This window comes from Pseudomonas sp. ERMR1:02 (assembly GCF_002277815.1).
GTDB lineage: Bacteria > Pseudomonadota > Gammaproteobacteria > Pseudomonadales > Pseudomonadaceae > Aquipseudomonas.
Map to the genome: position 1 here is coordinate 69,229 of NZ_NKJI01000008.1, position 18,548 is coordinate 87,776.

Genomic DNA, 18,548 nt, shown 5'->3' on the forward strand with positions numbered 1-18,548 from the left:
CTAATGAATTACAACTGGGACTGGGGCGTGTTCTTCAAGTCCACCGGCGTGGGCAGCGAGACCTATCTCGACTGGTTCATCTCCGGTTTGGGCTGGACCATCGCCGTCGCCATCGTGGCATGGATCATTGCCCTGACACTGGGCTCGATTCTGGGCGTCATGCGTACCGTGCCGAACCGCATCGTGTCGGGCATCGCCACCTGCTACGTCGAACTCTTCCGTAACGTGCCGCTGCTGGTTCAGCTGTTCATCTGGTACTTCCTGGTGCCTGATCTGCTGCCTGAAAACCTGCAGGAGTGGTACAAGCAGGACCTGAACCCGACCACCTCGGCCTACCTAAGCGTCGTCGTATGTCTCGGTCTGTTTACGGCTGCCCGGGTCTGCGAACAAGTGCGCACCGGTATCCAGGCGCTGCCAAAAGGCCAGGAATCCGCTGCACGCGCCATGGGCTTCAAGCTGCCGCAGATCTACTGGAACGTGCTGCTGCCCCAGGCTTACCGGATCATCATTCCGCCGCTCACCTCGGAATTTCTCAACGTCTTCAAGAACTCGTCCGTGGCCTCGCTGATCGGCCTGATGGAGCTGCTCGCGCAGACCAAACAGACCGCCGAGTTCTCCGCCAACCTGTTCGAAGCGTTCACCCTGGCCACGCTGATCTACTTCACCATGAACATGAGCCTGATGCTGCTGATGCGCATGGTCGAGAAGAAAGTCGCCGTACCAGGCCTGATTTCCGTAGGGGGTAAATGATGGAATTCGACTTCTCGGGCATCATCCCGTCCCTGCCGGGCTTATGGAACGGCATGGTCATGACCCTGCAACTGATGGTCCTGGGCGTGGTTGGCGGGATCATTCTCGGCACCATCCTGGCCCTGATGCGCCTGTCCCACAGCAAACTGCTGTCGAACATTGCCGGCGCCTACGTTAACTACTTCCGTTCGATTCCGTTGCTGCTGGTCATCACCTGGTTCTACCTGGCGGTGCCGTTCGTGCTGCGCTGGATCACCGGCGAAGACACCCCGATCGGCGCGTTCGCTTCCTGCATCGTGGCCTTCATGATGTTCGAAGCGGCGTACTTCTGTGAAATCGTCCGGGCCGGCGTGCAGTCGATTCCCCGGGGTCAGATGGGTGCTGCGCAAGCGCTGGGCATGAGCTATGGCCAGATGATGCGCCTGATCATCCTGCCGCAGGCGTTCCGCAAGATGACCCCGCTGTTGCTGCAACAGAGCATAATCCTGTTTCAGGACACCTCGCTGGTCTACGCCGTCGGCCTGGTGGACTTCCTCAATGCTTCGCGCGCCAGTGGCGACATCATTGGGCGCTCCAATGAGTTCCTGATCTTCGCAGGTCTCGTGTACTTCATCATCAGCTTTGCCGCCTCGCAGCTGGTCAAGCGTCTGCAAAAAAGGTTCGCCGTATGATCTCTATCAAAAACATCAACAAGTGGTATGGGGACTTCCAGGTGCTGACTGATTGCAGCACCGAGGTCAAAAAAGGCGAAGTGATCGTCGTGTGCGGGCCGTCCGGTTCCGGCAAGTCGACCCTGATCAAGTGCGTCAACGCGCTGGAACCGTTCCAGAAAGGTGACATCGTGGTCGACGGCACGTCCATTGCCGACCCGAAGACCAACCTGCCGAAACTGCGTTCGCGCGTGGGCATGGTGTTCCAGCATTTCGAACTGTTCCCGCACCTGACCATCACCGAAAACCTGACCATCGCGCAGATCAAGGTGCTGGGCCGCAGCAAGGCCGAAGCGACCAAGAAAGGCCTGCAATTGCTGGAGCGTGTCGGCCTCTCGGCTCATGCCCACAAGCACCCGGGTCAGCTCTCCGGTGGTCAGCAGCAGCGTGTGGCGATTGCCCGTGCGCTGGCGATGGACCCGATCGTCATGCTGTTCGACGAACCGACCTCGGCGCTGGACCCGGAAATGGTCAACGAAGTGCTGGACGTGATGGTGCAACTGGCCCACGAAGGCATGACCATGATGTGCGTGACCCACGAAATGGGCTTCGCCCGTAAAGTGGCCGATCGCGTGATCTTCATGGACGCGGGCAAGATCATCGAAGACTGCAAGAAAGAAGAGTTCTTCGGCGACATCAGCCATCGCGCCGATCGTACGCAGCACTTCCTCAACAAGATTCTGCAGCACTAAGCCACACCGCTGCCCTGTGTAGGAGCGAGCTTGCTCGCGATGGAGTGTCAGATACACCGTGTCGTATGACACACCATCGCGAGCAAGCTCGCTCCTACAAAGGGCCGGCATTGGATCGAGAGCAAGTGTTGTGGTTGACCCAAGGCATCTGTGATGAAATGCGACCCCAATCTCTATCGCGCCGCGTCGCCATCACTCGCCGTGAAACCCCGTCTGATTCGACATCTGTTCCTGCCGCCACTGATCATCGCGCTGATGATCGGACTGGGTTATATCGGCTTCTGGGTCAGTGAGCACTACGGCATCCGCAGCCTCGGCGAAAACGGCCAGCGCCAGCTGGAGTTGCACGCCCGCGCCGTCGAAAGCGAAATCAGCAAGTACACCTACCTGCCCAGCCTGCTGGAACTCGAAACCAGTGTTTCGATACTGCTGGCCGACCCGACCCCGGAACACCGGCAAACGGTCGACGATTACCTGGAAGGCCTGAACCGGCGCAGCCGCAGTCGGGCCATTTACGTGATGGATACCACCGGTCGCGTCATGGCCACCAGCAACTGGCGCGATGTTGACAGTTACCTCGGTGAAGACCTGTCCTTCCGTGCCTATTTCCAGAACGCCGTGCGCGGTCAGCCAGGACGTTTCTACGGCATCGGCAGCACCAACGGCGAACCCGGTTACTACCTGGCTCATGGCCTGGAAGAACACGGCAAGATCATCGGTGTCGCGGTGGTCAAGGTCCGCCTCGAAGCCATGGAAGAACGTTGGCAGCGAGCGCGCCTGGAAGCCTTCGTCAGCGACGAGAACGGCATCATTATTCTGTCCAGCGATCCGGCGCGTCGCTTGAAATCGGTGGTACCACTGAGCGATGAGACCAAGGAAAAACTGGCCCGCAGCCTTCAGTATTACTGGTTCCCGCTCAACGAACTGCAACCGCTGGCCCGGGAAACCCTGTCCGAAGGCGTGGAGAAACTGACCTTTCCGGCCAACAGCGAACTGGTTTCCGACGAAGAAAACATCAGCTACCTGTCTCAAACCAGGCCCTTGAGCGATACGCCGTGGAATTTCACCCTGCTGACGCCGCTGCAGGATTTACGCCGCGAAGCGATCAATCAGGGGATTCTGGTGGCGGTGGCGTTTGCCCTCGTGGCGTTTCTGTTGATCGCCTGGAACGAGCGGCGCAAGGTGATCGCCACCCGCCTAGCCGCCCGGGAAGCCTTGCAGGAAGCCAACAATCAACTGGAGCGTCGGATTACCGAACGCACCGTCGACCTGCGCGCCAGCAACGAACGGCTCAAGGGCCAGATCCGCGAACGGCGTCAAGCCGAAGAGACGCTGCGTCGCGCTCAGGATGAACTGGTGCAGGCCGGCAAGCTCGCGGCCATCGGCCAGATGTCCACCAGCATCGCCCACGAATTGAACCAGCCCCTGGCGGCGCTGCGTACGCTGTCCGGCAATACCGTGCGTTTTCTCGAGCGCGGTCAATTGGACGTGGCCAGCACCAACCTCAAGACCATCAACGAATTGATCGACCGCATGGGCCGGATCACCGCCAGCCTGCGTTCCTTCGCCCGGCGCGGTGACGACAAGGGTCAGGCCGGCCTCGGCAAAGGCGTGGACGCCGCCTTGCAGTTGCTCGGCGCACGGGTGGAAAACGCCCATTTGCAACTGCACCGCCATTTCGAAGATGTGCAGGTGCAGATCGACCAGACCCGTCTGGAGCAGATTCTGGTCAATCTCATCGGTAACGCCCTCGATGCCATGCAGGCGCAGCCGCAGCCGGTGTTGTGGCTCGAAGGCGACACAGTCGACGGCAAGTATCGGCTGCGTGTCCGCGACAACGGCCACGGCATCGACGCCGAAGCGCGCAAGCATTTATTCGAACCGTTCTTCACCACCAAACCCGGCGAACAGGGCCTGGGCCTTGGCCTGACCCTTTCTGCGAGCCTGGCCGCCGCCACCGGCGGTCATCTGGGTGTCGAGCACCCGGCCAGCGGTGGCACCGCATTCGTCCTCAGTTTACCGTTGGTAAGCCCACTCCCGCCGAGCCAATATGAACAACGACCTTAGTGTTTTGATCGTCGAAGACGACCCCCACGTACTGCTCGGCTGCCAGCAGGCGCTGACGCTGGAAGACATTCCCTGCGTTGGTGTCGCCAGCGCGGAAGAAGCTCTGGAGCGGGTGGGTGACAACTTTGCCGGCATCGTCATCAGCGACATTCGCCTGCCGGGCATTGATGGCCTGGAGCTGCTGAACCGCCTCAAGGCCCGCGACCGCAGCTTGCCGGTGGTGTTGATAACCGGCCACGGCGACATTTCCATGGCCGTCGGTGCGATGCAGAAAGGCGCCTACGATTTCATGGAGAAGCCCTTCTCCCCTGAACGCCTGGTGGATGTGGCACGCCGCGCGCTGGAGCAACGCAGCCTGGCGCGGGAAGTCTCGTCGTTGCGCCGGCAACTGGCCGAGCGCGATTCCCTCGAAGGCCGGATCATCGGCCGTTCGCCTGCCATGCAGACCCTGCGCGAACTTATTGCCAACGTCGCCGATACCTCGGCCAACGTGCTGATCGAGGGTGAAACCGGCACCGGCAAGGAACTGGTCGCGCGCTGCCTGCATGACTTCAGTCGCCGACATACCAAGCAATTCGTTGCGCTGAACTGCGGCGGTCTGCCAGAGAACCTGTTCGAGAGCGAAATCTTCGGCCATGAAGCCAATGCCTTCACCGGCGCTGGCAAACGCCGGATCGGCAAGATCGAACATGCCGACGGCGGCACGCTGTTCCTCGACGAAGTAGAAAGCATGCCGCTGCCGCTGCAGATCAAACTGCTGCGGGTGTTGCAGGAACGCACCCTCGAACGCCTCGGTTCGAACCAGAGCGTGGCGGTGGATTGCCGGGTCATCGCTGCGACCAAGTCCGACCTGGACCAATCGAGCAAGGCCGGCGAGTTCCGCAGCGACCTCTATTACCGCCTCAACGTGGTGACCCTGGAACTGCCGCCGCTGCGCGAACGTCGCGAAGATATCCTGCAACTGTTCCAATATTTTCTGCAGCAATCGTCCCTGCGTTTCGACCGCACCGCGCCGGAACTGGATAACCAGACCCTGTCGACCCTGATGAGCCACGACTGGCCGGGCAACGTGCGCGAACTGCGTAACGTCGCCGAACGTTTTGCCCTCGGTCTTCCGGCCTTCAAAAAACCCGGCGCGGGCGGCAGCGCTCAAGGCCTGGCCTTCGCCGAAGCGGTGGAAGCTTTCGAACGCAACCTGTTGATGATGCTTGCAGCGCAGCGGCGGCAACCTGACTCAGGCCAGCCAGGAACTGGGCATGGCCAAGACCACACTGTTCGACAAAGTGAAAAAGTACGGCCTGAGCCATTAAGCGAGACGTGTGTGGACCTGATTCTCAAAGCAACCCTGGGCGCGGCAGTGGTGGTGATACTCGCCGCCCTGGCCAGGACCAAAAACTATTACATCGCCGGGTTGGTGCCGCTGTTTCCGACCTTTGCGCTGATCGCCCATTACATCGTCGGCAAGGGGCGCTCGATTGATGATCTGAAGACCACCATCGTGTTTGGCATGTGGTCGATCATTCCATATTTCGTCTACCTGGCGGCCTTGTATGTGATGGTGGACCGGATGCGGCTGGAGGCTTCGCTGGCCGTGGCGGCGGTGGCGTGGTTGATGGCTGCGACTGTGCTCGTCAGCGTCTGGGTACGCTTCCAAGCCTGAACACTACACTGCCCTTGTAGGAGCGAGGCTCGCCCGCGAAGGCGTCGAGTCAGTCGCCATCCATGTTGAATGTACCGGCCTCTTCGCGGGCAAGCCTCGCTCCTACAACAACAGGATGGTGTCCGATCGTTCGTGGCTGGCCCATCCCTTGCATTTACCCCCAAAAGCCCCCCGGCCGGCCTTCATGATCGATGAAGCCGGTGTCTGGCAGGCCTGCCAAGGGAAAATCCTGACCTTGAACATTTTAGATCTCGACCACAGCCTGACTGCCCAGGCCCCATCGCGCAGTTGCTCGAAAGCGGCCGCGCCAAACGCCTTGACCTGCTCGACCTCGGCCCGAAACTGCGGCTGTGGTCAAGTGAACGCACCTGGCATCGCTTTACCGAACGCCTGCAGCAAAGGCCCGGCACACAGGCCCGCAGCCGGAAATTTTCTTCGTCGGTTCCGGCGACTACCACCATTTGACCCCGGCCTTTCTGACCGACTTGCCGGAGCCGGTAAGCCTGATCCACTTTGACAACCACCCTGACTGGGTCCGATTCGCCCCGCGCCGACATTGCGGTTCGTGGGTCAATCAGGCGCTGAAACTGCCGAATATCCAGCGCATCGTCACCCTCGGTCCGTGCAGCGATGACCTGCAAAATCCGCAGTTCAAGGGCGGCAATCTGCGTGCGCTCGAACGCGGTGTTTTGCAGATATTCCCCTGGCAGCGTCCGCCCTCGAAAATCTGGGGCATGATCGGTGACGGTGCCGGGCATCGACAACAGGAAAACCTGCTGCACTGGCGCAACCTGTCCGGGCTGGACTGGTCGCAATTTCTCCAGCAACTGGTCGCCACCTGCCCACCAAAGCGGTGTGGATCACCATCGACAAGGATGTGCTGGCCAGCGAAGACGCGGCGACCAACTGGGATCAGGGCGGCATGCGCTTGAGTCATCTGTTGCAGGCGATTCGTGTGCTCGCGGCCAGTAAACGCATCCTCGGCATCGACATCTGTGGCGAGTACGCCCGCCCGGCGTTCAGCAACGCCTTCAACGCTGGGAAGCCAGGTCCGACCAGCCCCCGGCGGAGCGCTGGAGCGAAGCAGATCTGCTGCGCAACGCCACGACCAATCAGGCCCTGATCGAGTTGTTCGAGGAGCTGTTCCCATGAACTTGACTGTAATCGTTCTGGTGGCATTTTCCATTGTGCTGGACGTCATCGGCCAGCTCTGTTTCAAGCTCGGCCTGGACCGTTTGCCGGAACTGGAAGGCGGGTTTCGCCTGAACGCGTTCTGGGGGCAGGTGTTCAACGCCCCACTGCTGTGGTGCGGCATCGGCGCCTATGTGATCGAGTTTTTCGTCTGGCTCGAAGCGCTGTCCCGGGCGCCACTGAGCCTGTTGTTTCCGGCAGCGGCACTGGCTTATTGCGGCGTAGTGCTGGCCGGCAAAATGATCCTCGGCGAATCCGTCAGCCGTCGGCGCTGGCTTGGCACGCTGGTCATTACGGCGGCGTGATGCTCGTGTGTGTTGCTCATGGATGAAGGTCAATCGATGATCAGTAGCAAGTCTGACTGGCTGCACGAACGCCTCGGCACCATCGTCCTTTGGGCGCTGCTGATCGGCTTCGAAAGCGCCGGCCAGATCGCCACCAAGTGGGCGGCGATCAACTGGGGCAAATGGATTTCAACCTGCAATGGCTGCTCGCCGTGGCGGTCAATCCTGGTGTGTGGCTGGCGATTGCCTGCTACATCGGGGCGTTTTTGTGTGGATGCTGATCTGCGGCGCAGCAGTCTGTCCCTGGCGTTTCCCTTGAGTTCACTGGTGTTTGTCGGGGTGCTGCTGGGGTCGTGGCTGGGGTTGGGGAGCAGATCAGCGTGCTGCACTGGGTGGGTGTGGCGGTGATCATGGGCGGGATTGCGTTGCTGGCCGAGGGTGAGGAAAAGTAGATTTGTGTTGATCACAAAGGCCTCTTCGCGGGCAAGTCGGAACGCCGCCCGCTCGCTCCTACAGTTGACCCAAATCCCCTGTAGGCGCGAGCGGGCGGCGTTCCGACTTGCCCGCGAAGGCGTCAGCCAGGCCAATAAAACTCTCTAGTCAAACTTGTAGGCAATCGCCACCTGCGCTTCAACCTGGTCTGCACGCCCGACGGCTTTGACAATGCTGCTGTCCGCCGCAGAACCCGTCAGGTGAATCCAGCTCGCGCTGGTCAGCAACGACCAGTGCGGTGCCAGTGGAAACTCGAAGCTCTGGGTCAACGCCACGTTCTGCAACCCACCGCCAGCGTTGTAGCGGCGAATTCCCGAGGCCTGGGATTCATCGGCACTGACGCCGAAATAGGTCTGCGTTTGCCGGGCATCGGCGAAATGGGCCGTGAGGTTGGTGCTGCCAATCACGCCGCCGCCCACTGGATAACCCAGCTCCCCACCGACCCGCCCAAGCACTCCACCCTGCCCGTGCCCCCCACCGACAGCCTGGCCAACAGAGGCAAACACCCGCCAGAAATCGGCCGGCGCGTACTGCACGAACCCGCCCACCTCGCCCATATCCGGCACGTCGCGCAGGCCACGCAACTGGCCATTGGAGGTCCGCCCTGGCAGGTAATTCACGTACGGCCCGGCGCTGAAGCCATTGGCTTTGAACGCATTCCAGGTCAGCCCGTCATCGGTGCTCAGGCTGACGTCGCCCCAGTCCAGATCAAGGTACGGCACTGGCCGGCTTTCGTAGCGACTGCCGGTCGGATCATGGGGTTGATAGCTGAGGCCAAGCCCGGCTTCACCGGTAATGCCTTCGGCCCTGGCGTTGATTGAAAGGCAGGTCAGCGCTGCAAACAGCGCCACGGTAATCCTCGACATGAGGCAATTCCTTTAACGGGACATGCGCGCATCAATCCCCCGATTCCCTCGACCAAGCAAGCACTCATGTTGTTTGTAGCGACCTACAAAAATTGTAGCTTCGTCAACATCCAAACCTGACAGAACCCCAGCCCTGCTGGGCCGGACACGATTGGCACAGTCCCTGCTCTACCGCATTGGCAAGCGCAGACAGCGCGTCAGGCCCAATAGGTAAAACAGATGATTGACTGGCATATCGTGTGTGATTTCGACGGAACCATCACCCGCACCGACGTGATCGACAGCATCCTCCAACGATTCGCCGACCCGAGCTGGGAAGCGATCGAAGACGAGTGGCTGGCCGGCGATATCGGTTCCCGTGAATGCCTCAGCCGCCAGCTCTCGCTGGTCAAGGCGACGCCGACCGAGCTGCTCGGATTCTTCGATAGCATCGAAATCGATCCGGACTTTCCCGACTTCGTCGACCACGTCATCGGTCTCGGCGCGTCCCTTGAAGTGGTCAGCGATGGTATCGAACAAGGCATCGCGCGGATCCTGGCGCGCAACTATGTCAGCCTCCTGCCGATCCTCGCCAACCGCTTGCGTCAGCTCGATCACGACAGCTGGCGCATCGACTTCCCGCACGCCAGCGATGCCTGCCGCGCCGCTGCCGGCAACTGCAAATGCAAATCCACGCCCAATGCCAGGCGCGTGCTGGTGATCGGTGACGGTCAGTCCGACATGTGCGTGGCCGCCACTGCCGATTTTGTGTTCGCCAAGGATCGCCTGGCCGAGCACTGCGAGCGCAACGGCATTACCTATGCCCGGTTCGACAGTTTCGCCGAACTCCCTGCCCTGTTGGCCCTGCTACCAAACGCCAGTGCCGCCAACGCCACTTCTTTCAGCACCGAAACCCTCAATTCGGAAACACAGGAACTCTTCCATCATGTCTGATATTCGAATCGCCACCGCTGAAGACCAGGTTCTGCTGGAAAAAGAAGCCAAATACTGCTCCTACGGCGACACCGTCCACTACATCGAACCGCCGCGGATTTTCAGCCGCTGCGAAGGCTCCTATGTCTGGGACACCAGCGATCAAGCGTACCTCGACCTGCAAATGTGGTACTCGGCGGTCAACTTCGGCTACGCCAACCCGCGCCTGAACAACGCGCTGAAACAGCAGATCGACACCCTGCCGCAGATCGCCAGCCAGTACCTGCACAAGGGCAAGATCGAACTCTCGGAAATGATCGCCGTTGATGCGAAGAAAAAATTCGGCCTCGACGGCCGGGTGCACTTCAACGTCGGTGGCTCGCAGTCCATCGAGGACTCACTGAAAGTGGTGCGCAACGCCACGAACGGCAAGAGCCTGATGTTCGCCTTCGAGGGTGGTTACCACGGGCGCACCCTCGGCGCATCGTCGATCACCTCCAGCTACCGCTATCGCCGTCGCTACGGCCACTTCGGCGAGCGCGCCAATTTCATCCCGTTCCTTACCACTTCCGTGGCCCGAAAGGCATGACCAAGGAAGAGTACGGCAGCCACTGCGTGCAGCAATTCGCGCGCTTGTTCGAGACCGAATACAACGGCGTCTGGGACCCGAAAGTCGGCCAGAGCGAGTACGCAGCGTTCTACGTCGAGCCGATCCAGGGCACCGGCGGCTACGTGATCCCGCCGATGAACTTCTACAGCGAACTCAAGCATGTGCTGGACCAGCACGGCATCTTGATGGTGGTCGACGAAATCCAGATGGGTTTCTATCGCACCGGCAAGCTGTGGTCGATCGAGCACTTCGACGTCAAACCGGATGTGATCGTCTTCGGCAAAGCCTTGACCAACGGCCTCAATCCGCTGGGCGGCATCTGGGCGAAGGAAGAGCTGATCAACCCCAAAGTCTTCCCGCCGGGTTCGACACATTCGACCTTCGCCTCCAACCCGCTAGGTACTGCGGTGGGCTTGGAAATGTTCAAGATGACCAGCGAAGTCGATTACGGCGCGATGGTCATGAACAAAGGCGCGTACTTCCTTGAAGGCTTGAAAGACCTGCAGAAGCGCTACCCGATCATCGGCGACGTCGACGGTCTGGGTCTGGCCCTGCGTTGCGAAATCTGCGGCCCGGACGGGTTCACGCCGGACAAGGCGACACTGGACTTCATGGTCGAAGAAGGCATGAAGGGCGACATCGAAATCGACGGCAAACGCCTGGGTCTGATCCTCGATGTGGGTGGTTACTACAAGAACGTGATCACCCTGGCACCGTCGCTGGAGATCAGCTATCAGGAAATCGATCTGGGTATCGCCCTGCTCGATCGTCTGCTGCACCGAGCGATGCAACGATGAACGCCGCGCTTTCACCCGATGCAATAGACATGGGCGAAGGCAGCGCCGGATTCATTCTCGGCAGCGGGGAGGTCGCGGTGCTGTTGATCCACGGCCTCACCGGCACCCCGACAGAACTGCGCCGGGTCGCCATGGGACTGGCCAAGGCCGGACACACCGTCTACGTACCGACCCTGGCCGGCCACTGCGGTGACAATGCAGACCTGCAAGCCACGGGTTGGCGCGACTGGTACGAGAGCGCGCGCAACACCTTCGTCGGTATACGGCGTAAACACGAGCACGTGTTCGTCGGCGGTTTGTCCATGGGCGCGGTGTTGTCGATGTATCTGGCAGCCGAGCATCCGGGGCAGATCGAAGGCTTGATGCTGTACTCGACGACGCTGCGTTACGACGGCTGGAACATGCCCTGGATCGCGAAATTGAGCAGCCTGGTGATGTCGATTCCGTTTGGGGTGCACCTGTGCCGCTTCAACGAAAAATCCCCCTTTGGCATCAAGGACGAACGCCTGCGGGCAATCGTCGAGCGACAGATGAAGGCGGGCGAAAGCAGCAATGCCGGGCTGCTGTCCATGTCCGGCGTGAGTGTTCGGGAGTTGCATCGACTGGTGGCGGCGGTGAAAAAACGCATGCCACAGATCACCACCCAAGCGTTGGTGCTGCACTCGCGAGAAGACGACATCACCAGCCGCTGGAACGCCGATTACGTGGAACGCAAACTCGGTGGACCGGTAGTGAAAGTCCTGCTGGACGACTGCTATCACATGATCACCGTCGACCTGCAATACCGGCGCGTGGTGGAGTTGAGCGCGGACTTTATCCAGCACCGCTTCATGCGACAAGCAACCGCCCCACAACGCAATCCTGTAGGAGCGAGCTTGCTCGCGATGGACTCAAGAGCGCCGCGTTCATCCTGAAATCCCGCGTTATCGTTGACGACCATCGTCGAAACGCCGCCCGGAGCAAGCTCGCTCCTACAGGAGATCGGGTAACGGCCGCAATTGTGAGCAATTTTAAGGAAACGAAGTGATCACTGCCCTCGCCTTTTCGACGATCGAAGCCCTCGACCGCGGTGCCTGGAATGACTGTTTCCCCGACGAACTGGAGAATTGGGATTACTACCGGGCCGTTGAACGCTCGGGCATTGCCGATTTTCAATGGCGCTATCTGGCGCTGTTTGAAGGCGATGTATTGATTGCGGCAGCCGTGGCGTTCACCACCGCATACTCGCTGGACACCACGGTTCAAGGCCTGGGCAAACGCATCAGCGAACGGTTGCGGCGCTGCTGGCCGGGGCTGTTCGATGTGCGCCTCTACGCCCTCGGCTCGCCGGTGGCCGAGCAGTGCCATGTCGGCACAGCCCGGCATATCGCCACGAATCGGCGCCCTGCCCTGCTCGAACAACTATTGAATCTGGCGCGCAAGGATGCCGATCAGGCCGGCATCGGTCTGTTGGCGGTCAAGGACGCCTCGCACCGTGACCCACAGTGGTTGCAGGCCTGCCATGACGCGGGGCTGCAAAATATGCCCGGTCTGCCCAGTGCCCAATTGCCGATTACCTTCGGCTCCGTCGACGCCTACCTCGGCACCCTAGGCAAATCCACCCGCAAAGACTTGCGCCGCACCCTGCGCGGCCAAGGCCCGCGCATCGAATGGCGACGTTCGGTGCAAGACCAGCTCCCGCGAATGATGCAGCTTTACGAAGCCACGCTCGCCCGCAGCGACCTGACCTTCGAGCGCCTGCCACCGGGCTACTTCCGACAAGTGCTGGAACACCTCGATAAGCGCGCGGCATGTGTGCTCTATTGGCTGGGCGAAGAGCTGGTGGCTTTCAATCTGGTGCTGCTGGACGAGCAGCGCCTGGTGGACAAGTTCTTTGCCCACGACCTGAGCAAAACCCGCGAGCACAACCTGTACGTGCGCAGCTGGCTGACCAATGTCGACTACTGTATTGAACACGGCCTTGCGATCTATGCGTGCGGCCAGGCCGGCTATGCCAACAAGCTGCGCCTGGGGTGCTCGTTTACCGGCAACACCGTGTTTTTCCGCCACCGCAACCGCCTGCTCGACAGCCTGTTGCGGCTGGTAAAAATGTTTATCCGCCCGGACCGATCCGACCCTGCCATGGCTGCTGCGATAAGCGAGCAGCAATAAGCGAAGCATGATGACCAAAGACCGACGCCCCGACGCCCGACCTTTCGCCCTCTCCGGCTGGAGCCTGCAACGTAAACTGGTGCTGGCATTCTGGCTGGTCAGCGTGATCCCGACCATGATTGCGGCCGAACTGGCGGCCACCACGCTGTCGCAGATTTTCGACAGCAACGTGCGAATCTGGCTGCAGGAATCGACCAAAATCGTTGAAGACGAGATCAGCGAAATCCTGCGGGAAAACGCCCGGGCCGCGCAATTGTTCTTGCGCTACACACGCCCACCCACCGATCAGTTGACGACTCGAAACGATAAGCTGACCGCCGATATTGCTGACTCCATGGGAATCGACGTGGTGGCGCTGGTACGCAACAGTGACCACAAAGTGCTGTTCAGTACCGCCGCCGACGACATCGTCCGCCAGATCAGCATCGCACCCAAAGCCGTCCTGCAAACCCTGCAAGTCGGAGGCGTGGCGACCGGTACGGTGGTCTCGACTTTTGAGACCGAACAGGAGGGTGTCGGATACAAGCTGGTGATTGCCACTTACCTGGACAGCAGTTTCCTTACCAGCGTGGCCGATGTGCATTCCCTTGACTTGCGGCTGTACCTGGCGAAGGGCGATGACTTCTCGGAGATTTTTTCCACCCAGCGCTTTGAAGATCACCCGGCGGCCGTACCGGAAACAATCGAACAGATCCTGCGCAGCACCAAGCAGCCGATCGAGCAATTCACCAACCGCTACAGCGGCATCTACCGGCCGATTCTCAACGAGAACGGTGAGCTGCAAGGCGTGATCTTCAGTGGCCTGCTGCGTCACAGTAGCCTTTTGGGACTGGTCAATCAGAGCAACCTGTTCATCCTGATTTTCCTGCTCAGCTCGGCGGCCTCTCTTACGGTCGGCTGGCTGGTGTCCCAACGCTTGACCAAACCCTTGCGCGGTCTCGCCCGTGGCGTTCAAGCGGTGATCGCCGGGGACTATCGCCAACGCTTGCCGGTGACCGGCGTTGATGAGCTCGCAGAGTTGAGCAGCACCTTCAACCACATGAGTGAACGTCTCGGCGAGTTGCAGCATCTGGAGTCGCAGTTGCGCCGTCGCGACCGTTTGCATGCGCTGGGCGAAGTCGCCATGGGCCTGGCCCATGAAATCCGCAACCCGCTGGGTATCATCAAAACCGCCACACAGCTGCTGCATCGGCGCGCCGATCTGCCCGAGAACGACAAGCGACACCTGGAATACGTGGTCAGCGAAGTCAGCCGTATCAACGACTTGATCACCGAATTCCTCGACTTCGCCAAGCCCAGCGCACCCATGCGCTCGACGCAACCGGCGCGGTTATTGGTGGAGGATCTGGCGGGTTTTTGCGCCCCGGAACTGGCCAGCCACAACATCGATGTGCGCATCGACGATCAGGCTCCCGCAGCCACGGTTCACGCCGACGCCCGGCAGCTCAAGCAGGCCGGCCTGAACCTGATCGTCAACGCCATCGACGCCATGCCCGGCGGGGGCCGCCTGACCCTGGGGATCAGCAGCGATGGGCCGTACACCGTGATCAGCATCGGCGACACCGGTCAGGGCATTGCACCGGACATGCTCGAACGAATTTTCACGCCGTTCGTCACCACCAAGGCCTCCGGCACCGGGCTGGGTCTGGCGAAGGTGTTCTCGATCATGGAAAGTCATGACGGGCGCATCGAGTGCGCCAGTGAAAAAGATGCCGGGGCCACATTCAGCCTGTACATTCCGGCCAATGGTGAAGATTTCGATGAGGGCAGCGATGACACATAACGTACTGGTGGTCGATGACGAGCCCAAGCTCTGCGACCTGCTGGCCTCGGCGTTAAGTCAGAACGGCATTAGCGTGTTCACCGCCGGCAATGGGCTGCATGCACTCAAGGTGCTGGAAGTCGAAGACATCGACCTGGTGATCAGCGACTGGCGTATGCCCGGCATGGACGGCCCGCAATTGCTGGCGGAAATCAAAAGCCGCTTTCCGCAGTTGCCGGTCATCGTCATGACCGCTTACAGCACGGTGAAAAACGCCGTGCAGTCTATGCGCAACGGCGCCTTCGACTACATCGCCAAGCCGTTCGACATTGATGAACTGGACATCACCGTCAACAAAGCCCTGCAATTTCGCGACATCCTCAAAGACAACCAGCGCCTGCGCGCCGAACTCGACGAACACCAGCAGATTGACAGCCTGATCGGTGACAGCCCGAGCTTCCGACGGGTGCTGCACGCCATCGATTCGGTACGAGAAAGCAACGCGACGATCCTGCTGACCGGCGAGAGCGGCACCGGCAAGGAGATGGTCGCCCGGGCGATTCACAAACATGGCAATCGCGCCGACAAACCCTTCGTCGCGGTGAACTGTGCGGCCATACCCGAAGGATTGCTGGAAAGCGAAATGTTTGGCCATCGCAAAGGTGCCTTCACCGGGGCCGTGGCCGACCGGGTCGGACGCTTCATGCAGGCCGACAAGGGCACGCTGTTTCTCGACGAAATCGGTGAAATGCCGCTGGCCTTGCAGGCGAAAATCCTCCGGGCCCTGCAAGAGCGGGTGATCGAACCGGTGGGCGATCCCCGCGAGCGCAAGGTCGATGTGCGGGTCATCGCCGCCACCAACAAAAATTTGCTGGAAGCGGTGGCCAACAAGGAGTTTCGCGAAGATCTCTACTATCGCCTCAATGTATTCCCGATTCCCCTTCCCGCCCTGCGCGAGCGGGTCGAAGACATCGCCGCGCTGGCCCGCCATTTTGCCCACACCCTGGGCGCCACGGCAGGCAAACGCATCACCGGTTTCAGTTCGCAAGCGTTGCAGGCCATGGCCAATTATTCGTGGCCGGGCAACATCCGCGAACTGCAAAACTGCGTGGAGCGCGCGACCATCGTCGCCTCAGGGGCGGTGATTGAAGACCATGATCTGCCCGCGTATCTGTTTGCTTCATCACCGGCCGCCAACAACGCCATCCTCAGCGAAGGCACTAACGTGCCGTCGGACCTTGAAGCCGCGCTGGCGGAGGTCGAAAAGACCTACATTCTGGCCGCCCTGGCCCAGAGCAATGGCGTGCAGGCAGCGGCTGCGCAGTTGATCGGGATATCCGAGCGCAGTTTCTGGTACCGGCTGAAAAAACTGGGGATTCATGTGGACAAGATTGTGCGCTGAAGGGCAGTGGATGGTTTTCAACTGTAGGAGCGAGCCTGCTCGCGAAAAACGCCCAAGCAACGCGATCATCCAGACAGGGCGCGTTAAAGTTGACGTCCATCGCGAGCGAGCTCGCTCCTACAGGGGGTAGGGTATTAGCCGTTAACGGTGCCGCCCTTCGCTTCACTCATGATCTGGCGAATCGCCCCGACGAAGCTTTCCACCGGTTGTCCACCCGTAACGGCGTACTGGCCGTTGAAAACCACGGTCGGCACCGAACTGACGCCGCGGGACAGCCACAGCTGTTCCTCCTGGCGAACCTCTTCGGCAAATTCATCCGACGCCAGAATCGCCTCGGCCCGCTGCCGATCCAGCCCGACGCTTTCGCCTACCAGTGCAAGCTGAGTGGGGTCGGACGGGTTGCCCCCGTCAGTGAAATACGCCTTGAACAACGCTTCCTTCAACGGCAGTTGCAGCCCTTCCAGACCCGCCCAATGCAGCAAGCGGTGGGCATCGAAGGTGTTGTAGATGCGACTGTTGCCATCGGTGCGAAACGCAAACCCGACCTCGGCACCGCGCGCGCGGATCATCTCGCGATTTTTTTGCGACTGCTCCGGTGTCGAGCCGTACTTCTCGGTGATGTGCTCGGTGATGTTCTGCCCGTCGGGGCCCATCTTCGGATTCAGTTCGAAAGGCTGAAAGCGGATCTCGGCTCGGACCTCGTCACGCAAAATCTCCAGGGCTCGGGTCAGGCCGTACAGACCGACGACGCACCAGGGGCAGGACACGTCGCTGACGAAATCGATTTTCAAGGGGGAACTCATTGCACACCTCGCTGGCTGAAACGCGCGGGAAAGGTCGAACGATACACCCGTATGTGGTCGCAATCCCAATCCCTGTAGGAGCTGGCTTGCCAGCGAAGACGGTATGCCTGAGACACCGCATCGCCTGATTCGCCAGCAAGCCGGCTCCTACAGATTGGGGTGTTACAGGAGGTTGTGTTCAGCCACCGGTTCGATCTGCGCCCAATGCGAAGTGTCTTCACGATGAGCACGCAAATATGGCAATACCGCCGCGAGCAACGGTGCCTTGAACGCCTCCTGAAAACGATGGGCCAACCCGGGAATCAGCTTCAACTGACTGCCGTGCAGATGCGCCGCCAAATGCACGCCATGCATCACCGGCAACAATGGATCAGCCGTGCCGTGCACCACAAGCGCCGGCACGCGCAGTTGATTGAGCAGCGCCACCCGGCTCGGCTCGGCCAGGATCGCCATGATCTGGCGCTTCACGCCCTCGGGATTGAACGCCCGGTCATACGAAAGCGCCGCCTGATGCAACAACGCCTGCCGATCATCGCTCACCGTCGGGCTGCCCAGCGCCGCCAGCAGATCGGCCTGTTGCTCCAGGGCCACTTCGCGATTCGGTGCGCCACGGCGCGCGAGCAACTGTACCAACGCCGCACTCGGCGCCGGCAAACCCTCGGCACCGGACGAGGTCATGATCAGGGTCAGGCTCTCGACCCGCTGCGGTGCCATGGCCGCCATGTGCTGCGCGATCATCCCGCCCATGCTCGCCCCCAGCACGTGGAATTGTTCAATATGCAATGCATCCATCAGACCCAGGCCATCATCCGCCATGTCGGTCAGTGAGTACGGAGCCGACACCGGCAACCCGAGTTTGTAGCGCAGCACTTCGAAGGTCAGGTTGGCCTCGACCGGTGCTTGCCGCCAGGTCGACAAGCCGACATCGCGATTGTCATAGCGAATTACCCTGAAACCTTGCTGACACAACGCAACCACGACTTCGTCGGGCCAGTGAATCAACTGTCCGCCAAGCCCCATCACCAACAACAATGCAGGGTCCGACGCACGGCCGATGCTCTGGAAAGCCAGGCTCACCTGCGCCAGATCGACCCGTTCGGTCGGAACATTCACATCGCAACGAGACGCTGCCAAGGACGGCAGGCTGAAAAGTGCGGCCAGAAAAATGGCCGTTGATAAAAACAAAGCACGCATGAAAAACACCGAAACGCAGAACCCCAGTAGAGCGCGAGTCTGATGAAGTTTGTTCAAGTGCGCTGCCACAGTTCCGTGACAGTTTGATGAACAGTGCCGAGCGGTCATTTTCGAAACCGAATCGCCCGCATCGCGAGCAGGCTCACTCCTACAGGATTTGTGTCGTTCACAGATTTATGTGCGACACAAAACCCTGTACGAAGGC

Annotated in this window: 13 protein-coding genes and 5 pseudogenes; 15 read left to right on the forward strand and 3 right to left on the reverse strand. The window is 60.4% G+C overall.

The window, feature by feature from the left end; translation table 11 throughout:
- Positions 1-3 precede the first annotated feature (3 nt).
- From CES87_RS16295 to CES87_RS16335, 9 genes and pseudogenes are all read left to right on the forward strand, one after another.
- Positions 4-750, forward strand: coding sequence for an amino acid ABC transporter permease (locus tag CES87_RS16295; RefSeq protein ID WP_128606930.1), 747 nt, complete (start codon positions 4-6; stop codon positions 748-750).
- The gene (locus tag CES87_RS16300; protein ID WP_128607081.1) at positions 750-1,421 is read left to right on the forward strand and encodes an amino acid ABC transporter permease; all 672 of its coding nucleotides are present in this window, start codon (positions 750-752) and stop codon (positions 1,419-1,421) included. Before CES87_RS16295 ends, CES87_RS16300 begins: the two co-directional genes overlap by 1 nt.
- Entirely contained in the window at positions 1,418-2,152 is a 735-nt protein-coding gene (locus CES87_RS16305) for an amino acid ABC transporter ATP-binding protein (RefSeq protein WP_096513228.1), read from the forward strand. The genes CES87_RS16300 and CES87_RS16305 overlap by 4 nt, the downstream gene beginning before the upstream one ends.
- Before the next feature lie 153 nt (positions 2,153-2,305).
- Complete coding sequence (locus tag CES87_RS16310) at positions 2,306-4,219, forward strand: sensor histidine kinase (RefSeq protein WP_128606931.1); 1,914 nt, start codon at positions 2,306-2,308, stop codon at positions 4,217-4,219.
- A gap of 31 nt (positions 4,220-4,250) precedes the next feature.
- Positions 4,251-5,529, forward strand: a pseudogene (locus CES87_RS16315) (sigma-54-dependent transcriptional regulator).
- A gap of 20 nt (positions 5,530-5,549) precedes the next feature.
- Positions 5,550-5,879 carry a GlpM family protein gene (locus tag CES87_RS16320; RefSeq protein ID WP_178081433.1) on the forward strand — a complete coding sequence of 110 codons (330 nt, stop codon included), beginning with the start codon at positions 5,550-5,552 and terminating at the stop codon, positions 5,877-5,879.
- Between the two features lie 235 nt (positions 5,880-6,114).
- Positions 6,115-7,031: pseudogene (locus CES87_RS16325) on the forward strand (arginase).
- Positions 7,028-7,401 (forward strand): annotated as a pseudogene (locus CES87_RS16330) (transporter). The pseudogenes CES87_RS16325 and CES87_RS16330 overlap by 4 nt, the downstream one beginning before the upstream one ends.
- Before the next feature lie 10 nt (positions 7,402-7,411).
- Positions 7,412-7,806: pseudogene (locus tag CES87_RS16335) on the forward strand (transporter).
- A 144-nt stretch (positions 7,807-7,950) separates the two neighbouring features.
- On the opposite strand, the gene CES87_RS16340 reads toward CES87_RS16335, so the two are convergent.
- On the reverse strand, positions 7,951-8,712 hold the full coding sequence (locus CES87_RS16340; protein ID WP_128606934.1) for a MipA/OmpV family protein: 762 nt from the start codon (positions 8,710-8,712) through the stop codon (positions 7,951-7,953).
- 219 nt (positions 8,713-8,931) lie between these two features.
- Between CES87_RS16340 and CES87_RS16345 the strand changes: the two genes are divergently transcribed.
- The 6 genes and pseudogenes from CES87_RS16345 (at position 8,932) to CES87_RS16370 (ending at position 16,346) form a co-directional block, all read left to right on the forward strand.
- Positions 8,932-9,645, forward strand: coding sequence for an MtnX-like HAD-IB family phosphatase (locus CES87_RS16345; RefSeq protein ID WP_128606935.1), 714 nt, complete (start codon positions 8,932-8,934; stop codon positions 9,643-9,645).
- Positions 9,638-11,031, forward strand: a pseudogene (locus CES87_RS16350) (aspartate aminotransferase family protein). The gene CES87_RS16345 and the pseudogene CES87_RS16350 overlap by 8 nt, the downstream one beginning before the upstream one ends.
- Positions 11,028-11,945 carry a carboxylesterase gene (locus CES87_RS16355; RefSeq protein ID WP_128606936.1) on the forward strand — a complete coding sequence of 306 codons (918 nt, stop codon included), beginning with the start codon at positions 11,028-11,030 and terminating at the stop codon, positions 11,943-11,945. Before CES87_RS16350 ends, CES87_RS16355 begins: the two are co-directional and overlap by 4 nt.
- 109 nt (positions 11,946-12,054) lie before the next feature.
- The gene (locus tag CES87_RS16360) at positions 12,055-13,182 is read left to right on the forward strand and encodes a GNAT family N-acetyltransferase (RefSeq protein ID WP_128606937.1); all 1,128 of its coding nucleotides are present in this window, start codon (positions 12,055-12,057) and stop codon (positions 13,180-13,182) included.
- Between the two features lie 10 nt (positions 13,183-13,192).
- Positions 13,193-14,965 carry an ATP-binding protein gene (locus tag CES87_RS16365; RefSeq protein ID WP_371858218.1) on the forward strand — a complete coding sequence of 591 codons (1,773 nt, stop codon included), beginning with the start codon at positions 13,193-13,195 and terminating at the stop codon, positions 14,963-14,965.
- Entirely contained in the window at positions 14,955-16,346 is a 1,392-nt protein-coding gene (locus CES87_RS16370) for a sigma-54 dependent transcriptional regulator (protein ID WP_128606939.1), read from the forward strand. The genes CES87_RS16365 and CES87_RS16370 overlap by 11 nt, the downstream gene beginning before the upstream one ends.
- A gap of 134 nt (positions 16,347-16,480) precedes the next feature.
- On the opposite strand, the gene CES87_RS16375 is transcribed toward CES87_RS16370, so the two are convergent.
- Together CES87_RS16375 and CES87_RS16380 are read right to left on the reverse strand one after the other, a co-directional pair.
- Positions 16,481-17,149 carry a DsbA family oxidoreductase gene (locus CES87_RS16375; protein WP_128606940.1) on the reverse strand — a complete coding sequence of 223 codons (669 nt, stop codon included), beginning with the start codon at positions 17,147-17,149 and terminating at the stop codon, positions 16,481-16,483.
- 162 nt (positions 17,150-17,311) lie between these two features.
- Complete coding sequence (locus CES87_RS16380; RefSeq protein ID WP_128606941.1) at positions 17,312-18,343, reverse strand: alpha/beta fold hydrolase; 1,032 nt, start codon at positions 18,341-18,343, stop codon at positions 17,312-17,314.
- Positions 18,344-18,548: the final 205 nt, after the last annotated feature.